The organism is Jiella soli (assembly GCF_020615385.1).
Lineage (GTDB): Bacteria > Pseudomonadota > Alphaproteobacteria > Rhizobiales > Rhizobiaceae > VKMB-3413.
Window position 1 is genome coordinate 116,844 of the sequence record NZ_JAJAVB010000022.1, and the last position, 16,684, is coordinate 133,527.

Annotated in this window: 15 protein-coding genes; 7 read left to right on the forward strand and 8 right to left on the reverse strand. The window is 67.0% G+C overall.

From position 1 onward, the window contains the following. Positions 1-78: 78 nt before the first annotated feature. Positions 79-366, reverse strand: coding sequence for a UxaA family hydrolase (locus tag LH400_RS12095; protein ID WP_229152955.1), 288 nt, complete (start codon positions 364-366; stop codon positions 79-81). Between the two features lie 161 nt (positions 367-527). Between LH400_RS12095 and LH400_RS12100 the strand changes: the two genes are divergently transcribed. Continuing rightward, entirely contained in the window at positions 528-1,256 is a 729-nt protein-coding gene (locus LH400_RS12100) for a GntR family transcriptional regulator (RefSeq protein ID WP_229152957.1), read from the forward strand. Between the two features lie 80 nt (positions 1,257-1,336). Here LH400_RS12100 and acmB read toward each other — a convergent pair whose 3' ends face one another. Further along, positions 1,337-2,533 carry a methyl acetate hydrolase AcmB gene (gene acmB, locus LH400_RS12105; protein WP_229152958.1) on the reverse strand — a complete coding sequence of 399 codons (1,197 nt, stop codon included), beginning with the start codon at positions 2,531-2,533 and terminating at the stop codon, positions 1,337-1,339. A gap of 543 nt (positions 2,534-3,076) precedes the next feature. Here acmB and LH400_RS12110 point away from each other — a divergent pair. Then, positions 3,077-4,135 (forward strand): AbrB family transcriptional regulator, encoded by a 1,059-nt coding sequence (locus tag LH400_RS12110; protein ID WP_229152960.1) that lies wholly within the window; start codon positions 3,077-3,079, stop codon positions 4,133-4,135. Between the two features lie 12 nt (positions 4,136-4,147). Here LH400_RS12110 and LH400_RS12115 read toward each other — a convergent pair whose 3' ends face one another. Then, positions 4,148-5,536, reverse strand: coding sequence for a cation:proton antiporter domain-containing protein (locus tag LH400_RS12115; RefSeq protein WP_370638379.1), 1,389 nt, complete (start codon positions 5,534-5,536; stop codon positions 4,148-4,150). Positions 5,537-5,736: 200 nt separating this feature from the next. Here LH400_RS12115 and LH400_RS12120 point away from each other — a divergent pair, with 200 nt between their 5' ends. From LH400_RS12120 to LH400_RS12130, 3 genes are all read left to right on the forward strand, one after another. Beyond that, entirely contained in the window at positions 5,737-6,165 is a 429-nt protein-coding gene (locus tag LH400_RS12120) for a DUF4112 domain-containing protein (protein WP_229152963.1), read from the forward strand. A 203-nt stretch (positions 6,166-6,368) separates the two neighbouring features. Continuing rightward, positions 6,369-7,571: a chromate efflux transporter gene (gene chrA, locus LH400_RS12125; RefSeq protein WP_229153171.1), complete on the forward strand. Its 1,203-nt coding sequence runs from the start codon at positions 6,369-6,371 to the stop codon at positions 7,569-7,571. Between the two features lie 156 nt (positions 7,572-7,727). After that, positions 7,728-7,898 (forward strand): hypothetical protein, encoded by a 171-nt coding sequence (locus LH400_RS12130; RefSeq protein WP_229152964.1) that lies wholly within the window; start codon positions 7,728-7,730, stop codon positions 7,896-7,898. 271 nt (positions 7,899-8,169) lie between these two features. Here the strand turns inward: LH400_RS12130 and LH400_RS12135 are convergent, their stop codons facing one another. After that, entirely contained in the window at positions 8,170-8,385 is a 216-nt protein-coding gene (locus LH400_RS12135) for a hypothetical protein (protein ID WP_229152965.1), read from the reverse strand. Positions 8,386-8,715: 330 nt separating this feature from the next. On the opposite strand from LH400_RS12135, the gene LH400_RS12140 reads away from it, so the two are divergent. Then, complete coding sequence (locus LH400_RS12140) at positions 8,716-8,979, forward strand: hypothetical protein (protein ID WP_229152966.1); 264 nt, start codon at positions 8,716-8,718, stop codon at positions 8,977-8,979. A gap of 40 nt (positions 8,980-9,019) precedes the next feature. On the opposite strand, the gene LH400_RS12145 is transcribed toward LH400_RS12140, so the two are convergent. Further along, on the reverse strand, positions 9,020-11,548 hold the full coding sequence (locus LH400_RS12145; protein ID WP_229152968.1) for a ligase-associated DNA damage response DEXH box helicase: 2,529 nt from the start codon (positions 11,546-11,548) through the stop codon (positions 9,020-9,022). Between the two features lie 778 nt (positions 11,549-12,326). Here LH400_RS12145 and LH400_RS12150 point away from each other — a divergent pair. Further along, positions 12,327-13,598: a tlde1 domain-containing protein gene (locus LH400_RS12150; RefSeq protein WP_229152970.1), complete on the forward strand. Its 1,272-nt coding sequence runs from the start codon at positions 12,327-12,329 to the stop codon at positions 13,596-13,598. A 90-nt stretch (positions 13,599-13,688) separates the two neighbouring features. Here the strand turns inward: LH400_RS12150 and LH400_RS12155 are convergent, their stop codons facing one another. The 3 genes from LH400_RS12155 to LH400_RS12165 form a co-directional block, all read right to left on the reverse strand. Beyond that, the gene (locus tag LH400_RS12155) at positions 13,689-14,537 is read right to left on the reverse strand and encodes a DMT family transporter (protein ID WP_229152971.1); all 849 of its coding nucleotides are present in this window, start codon (positions 14,535-14,537) and stop codon (positions 13,689-13,691) included. A gap of 107 nt (positions 14,538-14,644) precedes the next feature. Beyond that, the gene (locus tag LH400_RS12160; RefSeq protein WP_229152973.1) at positions 14,645-15,004 is read right to left on the reverse strand and encodes a DUF4156 domain-containing protein; all 360 of its coding nucleotides are present in this window, start codon (positions 15,002-15,004) and stop codon (positions 14,645-14,647) included. A gap of 196 nt (positions 15,005-15,200) precedes the next feature. Next, positions 15,201-16,484 (reverse strand): flagellin N-terminal helical domain-containing protein, encoded by a 1,284-nt coding sequence (locus LH400_RS12165; protein WP_229152974.1) that lies wholly within the window; start codon positions 16,482-16,484, stop codon positions 15,201-15,203. Between the last annotated feature and the right edge of the window lie 200 nt (positions 16,485-16,684).

The window sequence follows — 16,684 nt, forward strand, 5'->3', positions numbered from 1 at the left end:
GGCGATCTTCCTCCTGGAAAGGTCGGCTCCGGCCCCGGGGGCGCGGGAGCGTCTAGAAAAGGACGATAAGCCGCCGGCTCACCAGCGATTGGTCTTGAGGTTGTGGATGTGGACGTGGCCGCCCTTCTTCACGTCGGCCTTGAAGCGGCCGATGTCCTCGCCGTACTTCACCGCCACGTCGCCGGCCGAAATGTCCTTCAGCGCCACCTTGTGGCCGATCGGCACGTCGTCATTGCAGGTCAGCCGGAAGGAGGAATTGTCGTGCGTGACGACGCAGAGCATGTCCGTGCCGGCCTTCAGATTCTCGACGACGACCACGCCGACATTGTCCTTGTGGTCGTGGACGAGCAGTTGCGGAATGCTCATGTACTTCGCTCCCATGGGTTGAGTGCCTTCGACCGGGTACATCTGCGGCCATCGTTCCCGCGTCTCGCGCATCCAGGTCTTATATAAGACATAAAAGCTCTTTACATCCGCCTGTCAAGCGGGTTCGTATGGCCGCACGAGGGATGCGGAGCGACAGGCGCATGGAGGACGACAGAGGCACGCCGGCCTTCCGGCCGCTATACCGGCAGGTGCGCGAGACGCTGGTGCAGCGGCTGATCGACGGCACCTGGACGCCGGGCATGCTGTTGCCGAGCGAGTTCCAGATCGCCGCCGAGCTCGGTGTCAGCCAGGGGACGGTGCGCAAGGCGCTCGACGCCATGGCGGGGGAAAACCTCCTGGTGCGCCGGCAGGGCCGCGGGACCTTCGTGGCGATGCCCGAGGAAAGCCGGATCCTCTTCCAGTTCTTCCGCCTCGCAGCCGACGACGGCACCCGGCTGTTTCCCGAAAGCCGGGTCCATGGGCTCGCTCGCGAGCCCGCCGGGAATGTGGCCGCCGCGGCTCTCGCCATCGGCCCGAATGACGAAGTCTGGCGAATCGACCGGGTGCGCCATCTCGGCGGCCGGCCGGTCATCGTTGAGGAGATCGTCCTGCCGGTCGCCCGCTTTCCGACGCTTGCGGAGATGGAAGACATCCCCAACAACGTCTACGCGCTCTATTCCGAGCGCTTCCAGATCACCATCGGCCGCGCGATGGAGAAGCTCAAGGCCGACGCGGCCGACAATCCCACCGCCGAACGTCTCGGCTGCGCGCCGGGCCATCCGATCCTCGTCATCGAACGCGTCGCCTCGGCGCTCGACGGCTCGCCGGTGGAATGGCGCATCTCACGCTGCCTGACCGACGGCTTCCACTACCGCGCCGACCTGCGCTGACCGGCCAGCCCGCCCTCGCCCCCGGGACCCATGCTCGCGCCGCGACTTCGGCGCCGCGAGCCTCCTTGCCCGCTGGCCGCTCAGGCGGCGGCGGGAAGCCTCATGCGATCATAGACCGCGGTCTCGAAATCGACATAGCCGCCGAACGAGGTCGCATCGGCGAAGGGGAAGATCTGCGTCGCCCAGAACCCGCCGATCCCGTTTTGCCGGTCGATCCAGTAGTAGAGATTGGCGAGCCCCGCCCAGCCGAGCGAGCCGGCTGGGCGGCCGGTCGGTGCGACCGTGTCATTGACCATGAAGCTGAGCGCCCAGGACTTCGACAGGCCGGGGAAGAACTCCGCGTCGTTCGACAGGGCCGGGATGACGCCGGGCAGGAGCTTGATCTTCATGTCGCCGAGACCGTTGCGGACCGCCATCTTCACCGTCTCCGGCTTCAGCACCTGGCCATTCTCGCCGGCCCCGTCGTTCAGCCACATGCGGATGAAGCGCACGTAGTCGCCGACGGTCGCATAGAGGCCGTGGCCGCCCATGTGCACTTCCGGCTCCTGCGGCAGTTCGAACCCCTTGAGCGGCCGCAGCGAGCCGTCTGCCTCGCGCTGATGGACCCGCGCCAAGCGCTCGCGCATCGAGGCCGTGAGAACGAAACCGGTGCTCGTCATGCCGAGCGGCGCGAAGATCCTCTCCTGAAACACCGCGCCCAGTCGCTTGCCGGTGACGGCTTCGATCACCTGGCCCGCCCAGTCCATATTGGAGCCGTATTCCCAGGCCTCGCCGGGATCGAACAGGAGCGGCGTCCTCAGCGAGGCCTTGCTGGCGGACACGACGCTCGGCTGGCCGTGTTCGACCGCCAGTCGATTGTAGGTCGTGTTGAAGAAATCATAGCCGAAGCCGGCGGTGTGAAGGAGCAGCATCCGGGTGGTGATGTCGCGCCTCGCAGGCCTCAGGCGCGGCTTGCCGGCCTCGTCGAAGCCCTCGATCACCTGCAGTTCGCCGATCTCCGGCACGTAGGTCTTCGCCGGAGCGTCGAGATCGAGGTCTCCGGTCTCGACGAGCTGCAGCGCAGCCGTCGCGGTGATCGCCTTGGTCGTCGAAAAGATCGCGAAGACGGTGTCGGGCGTCATCGCCGGCCCTTCGCCGAGCACGCGCTCGCCCCTCGCGCCCTCGTAGATGTTGCGCTCGGCATCCGTCACCATGGCGACGACGCCCGGAACCCGCGGCGCCCCCGCAACCATCCGGTCGAGGACGCCGTCGAGGGTTTCCTGCAATGATTTGTCCATGTCGTTTCCATCCCTTGGTTCATGCGGGCGTCGAGGATTCTGGTTTTCGTCCCGATCGTCCGCGCTTGAAAAGCATACCCCCGAGACCGGTCCGAAACGAGCCCTTGGCCTCCGCTCGGCGCCGGCCGATCGGAGACGGACGCGCAAGCGCTTTCTGCCGCGGCGGCCCGAAACTCCTTGCGGCCCGCGCGAGGGAGATCCCCTCAACTTTCCTCCACGCCTGTGATTGGCCTTCGCGCCGCATTGCGGTAAGCCGACTTTATCATTTCGGGCGCCCTGCCCTGGCGCCCATCCGCCTCCCTGAGACGATCGCCGGCCTCCGCCATCCGTCCGATCCAAGCCGCCGACCGCAACGCGGGCCACACCCGCATCGTGGCGGGCAAAGTCCGGCCCTCACTGGCCGCGTCCAAGGAACCGCCCGAATGCCCGATCAGCCCGACGCATCGGCCCGAATGTCGAAACTCTCTGCCGGCCGGCATGATGCGTAGGGTCAAAGATCCGGGCCGTCCTTCGCGCGTCCTTTCGGATGCTCTGGACTCGCCAGTGCGCCGCTGGCTGGCGCTTCTGCTTCTTTCCGCCGCCGTCGGCGGACTGCTCGAGCTCGCCGGCATCCCGGCCGCGCTTCTGCTGGGGCCAATGGCCGCGGGCATCGTCCTTGCCGTCACCGGGAATGCGGTAACGATCTCCAACACTCCCTACAATCTGGCCCAGGGCGCGATCGGCTGCCTGATCGCCGCAGCCATCACGCCCTCGATCCTGTCCACCTTCCTCGAAGACTGGCCGCTCTACATCGCCATCGTCGTCGTGGTCATCGCCGCCAGCAGCCTCCTCGGCTTCCTGATGAGCCGCTGGCAGGTGCTGCCGGGAACGACGGCCGTATGGGGATCGTCGCCGGGCGCCGCGACCGCGATGATGCTGATGGCGGAAGCCTTCGGCGCCGATGCCCGCCTCGTCGCCTTCATGCAGTATCTGAGGGTAATCTTCGTCGCCGTTGCCGCCTCCCTGATGGCCCGCTTCTGGATCGGAGCGGAGGGAAGCATGACGTCGGACATCATGTGGTTTCCGGCGATAAACTGGCCGGCCTTCGGTGCGACGCTGGCACTCACGATCGGCGGCGCCACTCTCGGCACGGTTCTCCGTATTCCGGCCGGACCGCTGCTCGTGCCGATGGGCATCGGCATCGTCCTCCACCTGCTGGGCGTCACCGATTTCCAGCTGCCGGAGTGGTTTCTGGTCATCGCCTATGCGCTGCTCGGCTGGCGGATCGGGCTCGGCTTCACGGCCGAGGTGATGGGCCATGCCTGGCACGCGCTGCCGAAGATCGTCGCGTCGATCCTCGTGCTCCTGGCCTTCTGCGGGGGTCTCGCCGCGCTCCTCAACCTGTTCCTCGGGATCGACCCGGTGACCGCCTATCTCGCCACCAGCCCGGGCGGCATGGATTCGATCGCGATCATCGCCGCCTCGACCAAGGTGGACCTGCCCTTCGTCATGGCCCTGCAGACGGTGCGCTTCCTGATCGTTCTCGTCGCGGGCCCGCCGATCGCGCGGTTCATCGCGACCCGGATCGGCGAGACGTCGCCGGATGCGGCAAGGCGCGAGTGAACCGGGCGCCGTCTATTCCGCAGCACTGCCCTCGCCCGGCCGGGGCGACGCCGATTTGAGCGGCCTTTCCTGCACCGTCGGCTTCGGCGCGCCGCGCCGGCGCCAGGCGCGGCGGATCGCCCGACCGCGCACGCGCAGCCAGAAACCGAGGTCTTCGACATTCTCCACCCGGTCCTCGTAGAGCTCGGCGAGAGCCTCGCGGAATTCGGCGTAGCCGAAGCGCGCCTCGCCCTCGATCCGGCGCATCACCACCATCCAGGCCGGCGAGACGAGCAGCGAGATCGCGGTGACGGCGAGCGCCAGGCGATAGACGTCGGCCCCGATCGCCCCCGAGGCGAAGGCGGCGGCAGCGAGGACGAAGGAGAATTCCCCGATCTGCGCCATCGACAGGCCGGCCTCGATCGCGGTCTTGTGGCGCAGGCCCGCCATGCGGATCAGGAGCACGTTGAACAGCGTCTTCGCGACGATGACGAAGACGGCGGCGACGAGGACGATCTGCCAGTTGTCGAAGATGTAGCCGAGGTCGATCAGGAGGCCGATCGACAAGAAGAAGACGACGAGCAGGATCGACTGGATGGGCTCGACCACGTGGATCACCGGCGAGCGCAGCGTGGACGCGCCGACGACGAGGCCGGCAATGAAGGCGCCATAGGCCGGCGAGAGACCGGCGACGCCAGAGAGCGCGGCGGCCGCAAAGCAGAAGGCGAGCGAGCCGAGCGCCAGGATCTCGACATTGTTCTCCACCGCCGGCCCGAAGGCGGGCTTCAGCTTCGGCCGGCGCCCGAGATACCACAGGAGGCCGGCGAGCACGGCCACGGCGACGACGATCTTGGCGGTGAGCGAGACCCAGTCGACCGGCTCGCTCCCTCCGAGCGAGGTCGCGACGATCAGCATCGGCACAACGGCGAGATCTTGCGCGATCAGGACGCCGACCGCGATCCGGCCGGGCTCGGTGCGCAGTTCGCCGATGTCGTCCAGCATCTTCATCGCCACGACCGTCGAAGACAGCGCGATGATGAAGCCGAGAATGATCGCCTCGGGAACCGTCGCATCGGATATCGCCATCAGCCCGAAGGAGATCGCCATGGCGGCGAGAAGCTGGCCGCCGGCAATCATCACCGCCGGCCTCAGCGTCGCGACGAAGGCCTTGAGTGAGAGCTCCATCCCGATGAAGAACAGGAGCATCAGGACGCCCATCTCGGCGAGCATGGTGACGTTCTCGTTCGAGGTCGAGACGAAGCGCAGCCCGGACGGTCCGAGCAGCACGCCGGCAAGAATGAAGCCGACCAGCGGCGGCTGCTTCAGCCGCATCAGGCCGAGCCCTGCCGTCACCGCCACGACGACGACGAAGGCGATGACCGTCAGCCCCCCGGCATGTGCGTTCGCTGCTGCTTCCTCCAAGCCCCGTCCTTCTCCGCTCTCGCGATTCGCCCCGGGGGTCATGTCACGGGAGAACCGTGGCCTCGGTGTGATGAGGTGGCCGGACGCGGGAGACGGCGCACGATCCTCCGGCGCCGGCATGCAGCGAATTTGCCTTCCTGTGCATTCGGGAGGAGCGCCCCCATATGTGCCCCGCCGATCACCTCACCCGAAGGAGCCTCATGATGCCCGATCGCGACTTTCATGACCGAGCCGACCATCTGAGACGGCTAAGGCGCGTCTCGCGGGTCGCCCGGCTGATGGATACGGCGATCCGCATCCCCGGAACGGGGATCAGGCTTGGTGGGGATTCCATCGTCGGCCTGATTCCGGGCGTCGGCGATGCCGGAACGGCGCTGGTCTCGCTGTGGATCGTCAACGAGGCGCGCCGCCTCGGCATTCCGCCAAGCAAGCTGATCCGGATGCTCGGCAATGTCGGTTTCGATTTCGCGCTCGGCTCGATCCCTCTCCTCGGCGACGTCTTCGACGTCTTCTTCAAGTCGAACCGGCGCAATCTGGGTATGATCCTCGATCACTTCGGCGAGACCGCACCGGAATTCGACATCGATCAGCGCCGGCCGATGAAGGACATCACGCCGAAAGCGCGATAGGCCCGGACGTTGGGCCCGTCCATTGAATCGCGACCGTCGAAAGCCGTGGTAACTGGAGCTTCGAGCCGGCAACTCTCCCTGCGCCGAAAACCGCTCTCCGCGGTCTTTCGGCTGACATGGAAGGATGGCAGCCTCACGAGCACACAATGTTCCGGGCAGCGCCGTCGGTGAGCGAAGACGCCTTCTCCAAGACGACCGAGACGATGACCGGAGCCCGGCCGGCTGGGTCGGCGCGCGAAGTCCTCCTCGCCTTCGCCAAGCTCGGGGTCTCCGCCTTCGGGGGGCCCATCGCCCATCTCGGCTATTTCCGCGACGAGTTCGTCACCCGCCGGCAATGGCTAAGCGAAGCGCGTTTCGCTGATCTCGTCGCCCTCTGCCAGTTCCTTCCGGGTCCGGCTTCCAGCCAGGTCGGCTTCGCGCTCGGCCTGATGCGGGCAGGTCCCCTCGGGGCTCTCGCAGCCTTCACCGCCTTCACCCTGCCTTCGGCGGCCCTCCTTCTGCTATTCGCGGCGAATGCGGCGCATTTTTCCAGCGGGGCCGGGCTCGCCATTGTCCACGGACTGAAGCTCGTCGCGGTCGCCGTCGTCGCCCAGGCCGTTCTGGGCATGGCGAAGAGCCTGACGCCCGACGCGCCGCGCGCCACGATCGCGCTTGCCGCCGTCGGCGCGATCGCGGCGCTGCCAGGCTCACTCGGCCAGATCGCCGCGATCGGTCTCGGCACCCTTGCCGGCCTCCTCTTCCTGCGCCGCGACATCCAACCCGAGCCGGAGCGGGCAGACCCTGTTCCCGTCAGCCGCCGCGCGGGTCTTGCCGCGCTGGCAACCCTCGCTGTCCTCATCCTTGCCCTGCCGCTCCTCGTCGCGGCGACCGCCTCGTCCGGGTTCGACCTCTTTGCCGGCATCTTCCGCTCCGGCGCCCTCGTCTTCGGCGGCGGTCATGTCGTTCTGCCGCTGCTCCAGGCCGAAACAGTCGATCCGGGCTATGTGACGTCCGCGGCCTTTCTCGCCGGCTACGGAGCGGCGCAGGCGGTGCCGGGACCGCTCTTCACCTTCGCGGCCTATCTCGGCGCGATCGCCGATGCCGGACCGGGCGGCGTTCCGGGCGCCTTCCTCGCGACTGCGGCGATCTTCCTGCCGGGACTGCTCATTCTCGTCGCCGCGCTGCCGTTCTGGGAAGCGTTGCGCCGCCGGCCGCGCCTCCAGGCCGCGCTCAGAGGAATCAACGCCGCCGTCGTCGGCATATTGGCGGCCGCGCTCTACGATCCGGTCTTCGTCACCGCAGTCGCCGACCGGGTGGACTTCGCGCTCGCATTGAGCGGATTCGTGCTTCTCGTCGCCTGGAAGACGCCGCCGATCGTCGTCGTCTGCCTTGGGGCGCTCGCCGGGATCGTCTTGCAGGCAATTTAAAGCCGTTCCGGCAGATAAGCCGTTCCCGCGCAAGACACCTTGAACCGACCATCGATCGGCCACAGATCCCGATAGGGCATTTTTTTCCAGAATGTCGGGAACCGCTCCCCCGCCATGTGCGTCCTGACCAGAATGCGATCTCACGAGGATAAGACGATGACGACGACCGAGACGCTCGATGCCTACGAATCCGGCCTGATCACCGAGGCGGAAGCGGTGGAGCAGGCAATGGTCGACGCCATTGACGAACTCTATGCCCGTCAGGACAGCGGCGACGACCGATACCACCGCCGCATCGACGAAGCCCGGGCTGCACTGCACCACTGACCTTATCGGTTACCGCAAGAGCGCCCGCCTTCGCCGATGCGGGGCCCTGCGCCGTGGCGCGGTGTCGGCGAGGATGGAACGCGGCACCCACGGCGGGCAGGCACCGCTTCGCTCCGGCGAGGCGCAAAGGTCCGTCTGGATGTACCGGCACTGCGCGCTGGCCTCGCCGCGTCCTGGTCCACGGCGGCCCGGCCAAAGGGCCGTGGCGCTGTCGACCGGTCACCGAGAGGCTTCGTGCTTCGGTCGGAAGTGCGGCGCCGCCTTGACGCGTTCAGGCGAACTGCCCGCGCGACGGGCGCCGGTCGGTGCGGAAGTCGAGACAGTCCACCGGCAGCCGCAACAGCCCGTCGGCGCTATCCACGACGACCGTCATCTCGCCCCAGTAACGGGCCTCGCTGCCGAAGAGATAGCGGCAGATGCCGCCGATGGTGAAGCCGGCCTCGGTTGCGGCCTGCGTGCTGCGCCGAAGGATCGCATTCTTGAACATGTCGGGCCTCCTGATGTCTTGCCTTGTCCGCTCAATGGAAGGCGCAGGCGGCTTGCAGTGGCCGAGATCCGCGAGGGCGCCGGCAGACATCGCGTCCGCGCGGCGCGACCGTTCCGCTCCAGCGCTGGTCACGCAGAATCTTGGAAACGGGAGTACTTCAACTTCTCTGCCACTCGCAGAAAACGGTTGCTCCGCTCTTTCTTTTCAATTCTCCGTCAACGCGCAGCAACTTGAACATCCGAAACCTGCGACACATCGAGACAACTCACAGCGCAACTTATCGCGGGACGGAACAGTTATAGCTGCAACCAAACAATGGAGTTCAATACCATGGCCAAGCAAACCGACTCGACCAATGCCCGTCAGGGAAGCCGCGGAACGCCTGTGCTGATCGTGCTCATCGTGGCGCTGGTCCTGATCGTGCTCGGCTACCTGCTGACCGGCTGGATCGGCTATTCGACCCAGCCCGACCAGTCGATCTCCACGACGGAGACCGTTGGGAGCGGTGCGCCGACAACGTCCGCCAGCGGCACCGGCGAAGTCACGCCCAGCGATCAGGCGCCAAGCACCAGCGAAACCGTCGTCCGGCCCTGACCGCCGGCTTTTTCCCGCCCGGCCGCGCGAGATCGCGCGGTCAGGCCAGCGCCCGCTCGATCATCTCCGCCTCGGCAGCTTCCGCCAACACCTCGTCCCGCGCCTCTCCGACGACGCTCTCGCGCCCGATCTCCAGCATGATCGGCACTGCGAGCGGCGAGATCTCGGCGAGGTCCTTGTGGACGATGTGATGCTTGATCCGCGCGAGAAGATCGGAGACGCGCTTGACGTCGAGAAGCCCGGTCGCCGCATCCGCCCAGGTCGCCCTGAGGAGAATGTGATCCGGCTCATGGCTCCTGAGGACATCGTAGACGAGATCGGCCGAGACGGTGACCTGCCGGCCGGTCTTTTCCTTTCCGGGGTGGCGCTTCTCGATCAGCCCTGAAATCACCGCGCACTGACGGAACGTCCGCTTGAGCAGCCAGGAATCGGCAAGCCAGGCGTCGAGATCGTCGCCGAGCATGTCCTCGTCGAACAGCGCATCCAATGAAAGACGGCCGTCGGCGATCATAACACCCATGTCCGCCCTGCCCCAGATCGAGATCGCATAGTCCGTCGCCACGAAGCCGAGCGGCAGCGCCCGCGCCCGCTCCAGCCGGCGCGTGAGCAGCATGCCGAGCGTCTGGTGGGCGAGCCGCCCCTCGAACGGGTAGAGTACGAGATGATTGAGCCGCCCGTTCGGGAAGGTCTCGACCAGGAGATCGTTCGGCCCGGGGATCAGCGACTTGCGCTTCTGGATCCTGAGCCAGTCGGATACCTGCGGCGGCAGCGCCGACCAGCGCGCGGGATCGGCCAGCATCGCCCGCACCTCGCGCGCGAGATAGGTCGTCAGCGGGAACTTCGAGCCCCCGTAATAGGGCACCTTCGGATCTTCGCCCGCCGCCTTGGTGACGAGGCAGCTCGTCTCGAAGATCCCCTCGAAGCGCAGGATCTGCCCGGCGAAGAGGAAGGTGTCGCCCTGGATCAACGTTTCGAGGAAGGCCTCCTCGATCTTGCCGAGCACGGGCCCGCCGCGGGCGATCGCCGAGCGCGTGCGGCGGCGGATCAGGCGGATGTCCAGCATCGGCGCCTCGATGATCGTGCCGGCGTTCATCCGGTACTGCTGGGCGATGCGCGGATGCGCGAGACGCCAGGTGCCGTCCTCGGTCAGCTTGATCTTGGCATAGCGCTCATAGACCTTCAGCGCATATCCGCCGGTCGCCACGAAATCGACGACCCGGTCAAAGGTCTCGCGGTCGAGCCCGGCATAGGGCGCGGCGGAGGTGACCTCGGCAAAGAGATCATCCGCGCGGAACGGCCCGGCGACCGCCATGCCGAGGACGTGCTGGGCAAGGACGTCGAGCGCGCCCTCCCGCAACGGCGGCGTATCCTGCGCGCCGAGATAGTTGGCGTCGAGCGCCGCCTGGCACTCCATCACCTCGAAGCGGTTGGCCGGCACGAGGATCGCCTTCGACGGCTCGTCCATCCGGTGGTTCGCCCGCCCGATTCTTTGAGCGAGGCGCGAGGCTCCCTTCGGCGCGCCGACATGGACGACGAGGTCGACATCGCCCCAGTCGATGCCGAGATCGAGGGTCGAGGTCGCCACCACCGCCCTCAGCTGGTTCGCCGCCATCGCCGCTTCCACCTTGCGGCGCTGGTTCACGTCGAGCGATCCGTGGTGCAGCGCGATCGGCAGCGTGTCCTCGTTGATCCGCCAGAGCTCCTGGAACAGGAGTTCGGCCTGGCTGCGAGTGTTGACGAAGAGCAGCGTCGTCTTGTGCGCGCGGATCGCCTCGTAGATCTCCGGCGTGGCATAGCGGGCCGTGTGGCCCTGCCAGGGCACGCGCTCCTTGGACTGAAGGATCGAGATGTCCGGCTTGGCGCCGCCCGGCACGGTGATGAGATCGGCCTCGGGCGCGGCGTCCGGCGCCTGCGCCGCCAGCCAGCGGCAGAGTTCGGCCGGCTCCGACACCGTTGCCGAGAGCCCGATCGTCTGGATCTCAGGCCGCAGCCGGCGGAGCCTCGCAAGGCCGAGCGACAGGAGATGGCCGCGCTTCGACGTCACCAGCGAATGCAGCTCGTCGAAGACGACATAGCGCAGGTCGGAGAAGAAATCGGTCGCGTCCTTCGCCGCGATCAGCAGCGCCAGCTGTTCGGGCGTCGTCAGCAGGATGTCCGGGGGTTTGAGCTTCTGGCGCTGGCGGCGCACCTGGGACGTGTCTCCGGTGCGGGTCTCGAGCGTCACCTTCAGCCCGATCTCGCCCACCGGCCGCTCCAGATTGCGGGCGATGTCGGTGGCGAGCGCCTTCAGGGGCGAGACATAGAGCGTGTGGACGCCGCGCGGGCGCTCCCCCGGCTTCCTGCGCTTGCGGCGGGAGAGATCGACCAGCGCCGGCAGGAATCCCGCCAGCGTCTTGCCCGCCCCGGTCGGCGCAATCAGGAGAACGGAGGCGCCCGCCTCCGCCCGCGCCAGGAGATCGAGCTGGTGCGGCCGCGGCGCCCAGCCGTTCTTGGCGAACCATGCCAGGAACGGCTCAGGCAGGTGGATCGGTGCGCCTTCGGCGGCGAAGAGGTCGGGGCGGACGGTCATGTCGGCCTCGAGACCCGCAATATGCCAGGCGCCTCGGCCGGAAGCTGACCGGTCCCTCTTCCGGCCTGCAGGCACCCGCTTCCGGCGATCCGAAACGGTTCCGCGACGCGGCTGGCGAGACGGCTCCCGTCGTACCCAGCCATTCCCATCCTCACGTTCGATCCCGGCTGCATTTGAAGACGATCCCCGACTGCGCGGGAGCTTCCGCCCGCGAGGGGGGCTATCTAGGCCGCCGGCCGCCATCCGTGAACTCGCAGCACCCGGGATCCGGCGGAACTCAGCGACTTCGGGGCAATCCGTTGAATCTGCTTGTTAATACTTTCGAAAGAGTTTCCGATTGCGCCGCGCAAGGATGTCCGTCCACCTGCCGTCGCGGAAAATAGCCGCCAACCGATAAAAAACCGTACAGCAAGGAGTTGGTTACCAAATTTCGCCAATTATGATGCTTAGCGATTGGTTTCGCCGGACTGAGACGTGCCGGCGCCGAGCCGAGGGGGCTTGGACGACATTCGCGTCTTGAACGTCGTGGCAAGGAAACCGATTGACCGTAGCAAGTTCTGAGGGGGACCGACCGGTGAGACGCAAGAATTCGCGCGCGGCGCGAAGGACGTCGCGGCCCGTGGTTTGGGTCGGCGCCGCAGCAATCACGGCAACAGCGGTTCTGGGAGCGGGACATATTCTTCCCAGCTCGCCCGAGCCGGCCAGACAATCCGCACAGCTTGAAAGAGCCGACAGCCCGACTCCGACCGTCACGCCAGGAAAGGGCGCCGGCCGCCAAGTGGCAGAGGCTCGCGCGGCAGCAGCGCCGCATCCGGACGCGCGGGGGTCGCGCGTCTTTCATCCAAACGCCGGCGAAAGCGAAGCCGGGAGCCACTTCGCCCCGCGCGGCGGCCGGGTGTTCGAAGTCGCGACGGCCACACCGGTGAAGAAGCCGGCGGCAAAGCGCCACATCACATGGCTGCATCTCAATTCCGGCGCCCCGCTGCTGCGCGACGTCGCGATGCGTCCGGCCGGCCAGGATGGCGAGCCGACACTGTTCTCGAAGGCGATGTTCGAGCCGGCGGAGGGGTTCAGGCCCGGTTCGGGCGCCGGCCGGCAGCTCGCCGCGCTCGGATCGCATCCCGCAGGCGCTGGGAGCACGTCGGCAATGGCCGGCGAAGCGGCAGCGGATCACACGCCCGCGGAAGGCGTGCAGGTCGCCTCTCTCGATCCACGCGCGGGCGGACTGACGGATCCTGAAGCGTCCTCCGGCGAGGAAGCAGATGCTTCCGCCGGCGTGCCCCTGCCCTCCTTCCGCGAGTCCGTCGCAGACGACATCAGCGCCGAGGTCGCCAATGCCGCGCCCGATCCGGCCACGGTGGCCGTGCCCGTTCCGCGGCCTCGCGCGCCGGCTTCGGCCAACCGCCGCGTCGCGAGCCTCGAGCCGCGGGATGTCAGCCGTCGCGCCGACACGGCGACCGACGCAGCCCCAGCCGCGGATGTCCGGCCGCGGCAACGGCCCGCAAAGGACGTGCCGGCGGCGCTTGCCTATGCGCGGCAGAGTGCCCCGGGCGAGGATAACGCGGGCAGTGGCGGTGTCGGCAGCTTCTTCAACAAGCTGTTCAATTCCGGCTCGGCGCAGCTGCCGGGTCCGGGCAGCAAGGTCGCCGTCTACGACATCCAGTCGGCGACGGTCTATCTTCCCGGCGACAGACGCCTCGAAGCGCATTCCGGCCTTGGCCACATGCAGGACAATCCCCGCTATGTGAACCAGAAGAACCGCGGGCCGACGCCGCCCAACATCTACAATATGGTGATGCGCGAGAGCCTGTTTCACGGTGTCCAGGCCATCCGGCTCCTGCCGGCGGACGGCCGAAAGAAGTTCAACCGCGACGGCCTCCTCGCCCATTCCTACATGTATGTCGGCGGCGGCGACCGCTCGCAGTCGAATGGATGTGTCGTCTTCAAGAACTACGATCAGTTCCTGAAGGAGTTCAAGCGCGGTCGGATCAACCGGCTGATCGTGGTGAAGAGCCTGGACGACCTGCCGACCTACATGGCGGCGCTCTGATCCCATCCGGCGGTCGGACCCGGCAAGCCGGTCCGGTCAGGCGCTTCGCCTAACGGCGGAGCGCGCCGCCGCATAGGGCGCGTGCTCGTCTCAGATCGCCCTGCGCTTCGACAGGAGCGCAAAGGCGATGCCGCCGATGACGATCAGCCCGGCCAGGACGAAGCGCGGGCCGAGTGTCTCGGACAGGAAGAGGACGGCCCCGAGGGCGGCGATGACCGGCACGCAGAGCTGGACGATCGCCGCCGAAAGGGCGGTGAGCCCGCCGAGCGCCCGGTACCACAGGATGTAGCCGAGCGCCGAGGTGATGCCGCCCGAAGCGGCGGCAATCAGGATGCCCTCTCCCGTCATCCCGCCCTTGATCGCCGAGACGGCGATCAGCGGCAAGGCGAGAGGCAGGGTGCGGATGAAGTTGCCGGCTGTCGCCCGCATCGGATCGCCGGCGCCGCGCCCGCGCAGCGAGTAGACGCCCCAGGCTGCGCCCGACAGGACCATCAACCCCGTGCCAAGCGGATCCGGCCGGGTCAGGCCCGGCGTGAGCCACCAGACGAAGGCGGCGAAGGCGGCGGCGAGCCCGAGCGCTTCGCGCAGGCTCGGCCGTTCACCCTTGAAGAGCCCCCAGGCGATCATCGTCGCCTGGACGGCCGCGAACAGCACCAGCGCTCCGACGGCGGCTCCGACGCGCCCATAGGCGAGCGAGAAGGCAAGCGCATAGACGAAGAGGGCAGCGGCGGAAGCCCAGCTGCCGGCAAAGCGGCGCGCCTCGGAGGGCTTGCGTGCGTGAGAAAGCTGCAGGATGAGCGCGAGGACGGCGGCGCCGATCGAAAGGCGCAGGCCGGTGAAGCCAAGCGGGTCGGCAGTTCCGCTCGCCATGCCGAGCCGCGCCAGCAGCGAATTGCCGGCAAACGCGATCATCGCCAGCGTCGTCAGCCAGAGCGTCATGGCTTGCCCGTTTCCTCCGCAAATGCTCGCGGCAGATAGAGCACGGTTTCCGATGCCGGTCGACGCGCGGCTATTTCGCCTTCGGGACTAGCGTGATCGCTCGCAGGTCAGAAATCCCTGTCGCAATGATAGGCATCGCCGCTCGAGCGAACCTGCGGCAGGGCTGCCCCCGCAGGCGTGCTCGCCGATGCGGCCTGGACGGGCACGGCAGAGGCGCCGACGGCCGCAGACAGATAGAGCGTGTTGCCGCCGAGCGCCGCGGTCGCGGCCTTCATGCGTTCAACGGGGTCGGAGATGGTGTCCATCGCCATACCCTCGGGAATACGGTCGCCATCCACCCGCGTGATGTAGCGGCACTCGGCGATGCCCTGCTGCGTGCGGACGACGGTGACGGAATCGGCGGACGGATTGGCGGTCACGCAGCCGCTAAGGCTCACGACGAGAAGAAGCGGTGGAAGGGCGCGCATGGCTGAAGTCCCGGATTGTCTGAGCTGTCGGCGAAGATGTCCCGGACGAACTACAGCATTGACCCCGCAAGCGGAATCCCCACCGGCGGTCGGGCACGACCATTTGTGAGACGATCGACTTTTGCGCCGGCTTCGGCAAACGAAAAGGGGCCCGGCGCAAGGCCGGACCCCTTCCCTTGTGTCTTGCGGACGCTGCTTAGCGGAAGAGCGAGAGCAGGGTCTGCGAGGAGGAGTTGGCGATCGAGAGCGCCTGGACGCCGAGCTGCTGCTGGGTCTGGAGCGCCTTCAGCCGGGTCGATTCCTCGGTCATGTCGGCGTCGACCAGCGAGCCGACACCCTTGTCGATCGTGTCCATCAAATTGCCGACGAAGGTCGTCTGCAGGTCGATGCGGTTCTGGATCGCGCCGATCGTCGAAGCGCCCGCCGTCACCTTGGCGATCGCGTCGTCGACCACGTTGATGTACTTCTTGATGTCGGCCTGGGTGACCGAAGCGCCGGAGATGTCGATCGTGGACACCGCCGTGCCGGCATCGGCATCGGTGTTGGAGACCGTGATCGTGGTGCCGGTACCGGTGGCCGTCGTCGACAGCGACAGGGCGCCGGCCGTCGAGGCGGTGGCGGAGGCAGCGACGCCAGCGGCAGTCAGCGCCGCGTTCATGACCGAGGCCATGGCGGTGGCGCCGGCGATCTTGCCGTCGGTGACACCGAGCGTCGAATTGACCAGGGCCTGATCGATGGTCACGACCTTGGCGGTGGTGCCGGTGCCGATGGCGACGTCGAAGCTGATCGTGTCGTTGACGTCGAGCGTGAGCCCGGTGGTGGAGCTGCCCATGCTCACGGTCGCCGCAGTCGCGGTGGCCGCCGTATTGGTCCCGTCCGTGACGCCGTTGGCGCTGGTGTTGCCGCCCACGCCGCCGTTGAGGATACCGGTGCTGGTGGTGGAGTTCGAGTCGTAGAGCGCGATCTTGGAGGTATCGATGGAGATCGAGCCGAGCGCCAGGGCGCCGGAAGCGTCACGGGAGAAGTTCGAAACCATCGTCTTGGTGGCGTTGTAACCGGAGGCGCTGGAGTCGACCGACAGCCAGTTCTGGCCGGAGAAGGAGGCGGAGTCGGCGATGCTCTTCAGCTGTTCCTGCAGCTGCTTGACTTCGTCCTGGATCTTGGTGCGGTCGACGCCGTCCTGGGTCGCTGCGGTCAGCTTGGCCTTGATCTCGTTGAGAACGTCCTTGGCGGAGTCGAGGCCGGTATAGGCCGTGTCAACGGTCGCGGCGCCGATGCCGAGCGAGTCCTTGACGGCCGACAGCGCGTCATTGTCGGAGCGCATGGTGGTCGAGATCGACCAGTAGGCGGCGTTGTCCTTGGCATTGGCGACGCGGTAGCCGGTCGAGATCCGGTTCTGCGTGTCATCCAGCGCGTTGTTGGTCATGCTGAGGGTCTGCAGCGCAGTCATCGCCGCAGTATTCGTCATCAAGCTGCTCATAGGTCGTCCCGTAAAAAACGTAATTCAGGGTTGGGACAGTCCGGATCGGCCGGGATAACGAGGCGACATCATGTCTATGGCTTCAGGTTTCCCTGCTGTCCATCTCGCTATGCCCTCACCATCGGCCGATGGGTTTGCGGAATTCTTAAAATCGGCAATTTCAGGACAGACAAATGCCAGTTTTCGTGAGTGAACGTGAA

Bases quoted from the DNA above. Each gene is read 5' to 3' on its own strand.
- LH400_RS12095 (WP_229152955.1), bottom strand. From the start codon at position 366: ATGAGCATTCCGCAACTGCTCGTCCACGACCACAAGGACAATGTCGGC.
- LH400_RS12100 (WP_229152957.1), top strand. From the start codon at position 528: ATGGAGGACGACAGAGGCACGCCGGCCTTCCGGCCGCTATACCGGCAG.
- acmB (WP_229152958.1), bottom strand. From the start codon at position 2,533: ATGGACAAATCATTGCAGGAAACCCTCGACGGCGTCCTCGACCGGATG.
- LH400_RS12120 (WP_229152963.1), top strand. From the start codon at position 5,737: ATGATGCCCGATCGCGACTTTCATGACCGAGCCGACCATCTGAGACGG.
- chrA (WP_229153171.1), top strand. From the start codon at position 6,369: ATGACCGGAGCCCGGCCGGCTGGGTCGGCGCGCGAAGTCCTCCTCGCC.
- LH400_RS12130 (WP_229152964.1), top strand. From the start codon at position 7,728: ATGACGACGACCGAGACGCTCGATGCCTACGAATCCGGCCTGATCACC.
- LH400_RS12135 (WP_229152965.1), bottom strand. From the start codon at position 8,385: ATGTTCAAGAATGCGATCCTTCGGCGCAGCACGCAGGCCGCAACCGAG.
- LH400_RS12140 (WP_229152966.1), top strand. From the start codon at position 8,716: ATGGCCAAGCAAACCGACTCGACCAATGCCCGTCAGGGAAGCCGCGGA.
- LH400_RS12145 (WP_229152968.1), bottom strand. From the start codon at position 11,548: ATGACCGTCCGCCCCGACCTCTTCGCCGCCGAAGGCGCACCGATCCAC.
- LH400_RS12155 (WP_229152971.1), bottom strand. From the start codon at position 14,537: ATGACGCTCTGGCTGACGACGCTGGCGATGATCGCGTTTGCCGGCAAT.
- LH400_RS12160 (WP_229152973.1), bottom strand. From the start codon at position 15,004: ATGCGCGCCCTTCCACCGCTTCTTCTCGTCGTGAGCCTTAGCGGCTGC.
- LH400_RS12165 (WP_229152974.1), bottom strand. From the start codon at position 16,484: ATGAGCAGCTTGATGACGAATACTGCGGCGATGACTGCGCTGCAGACC.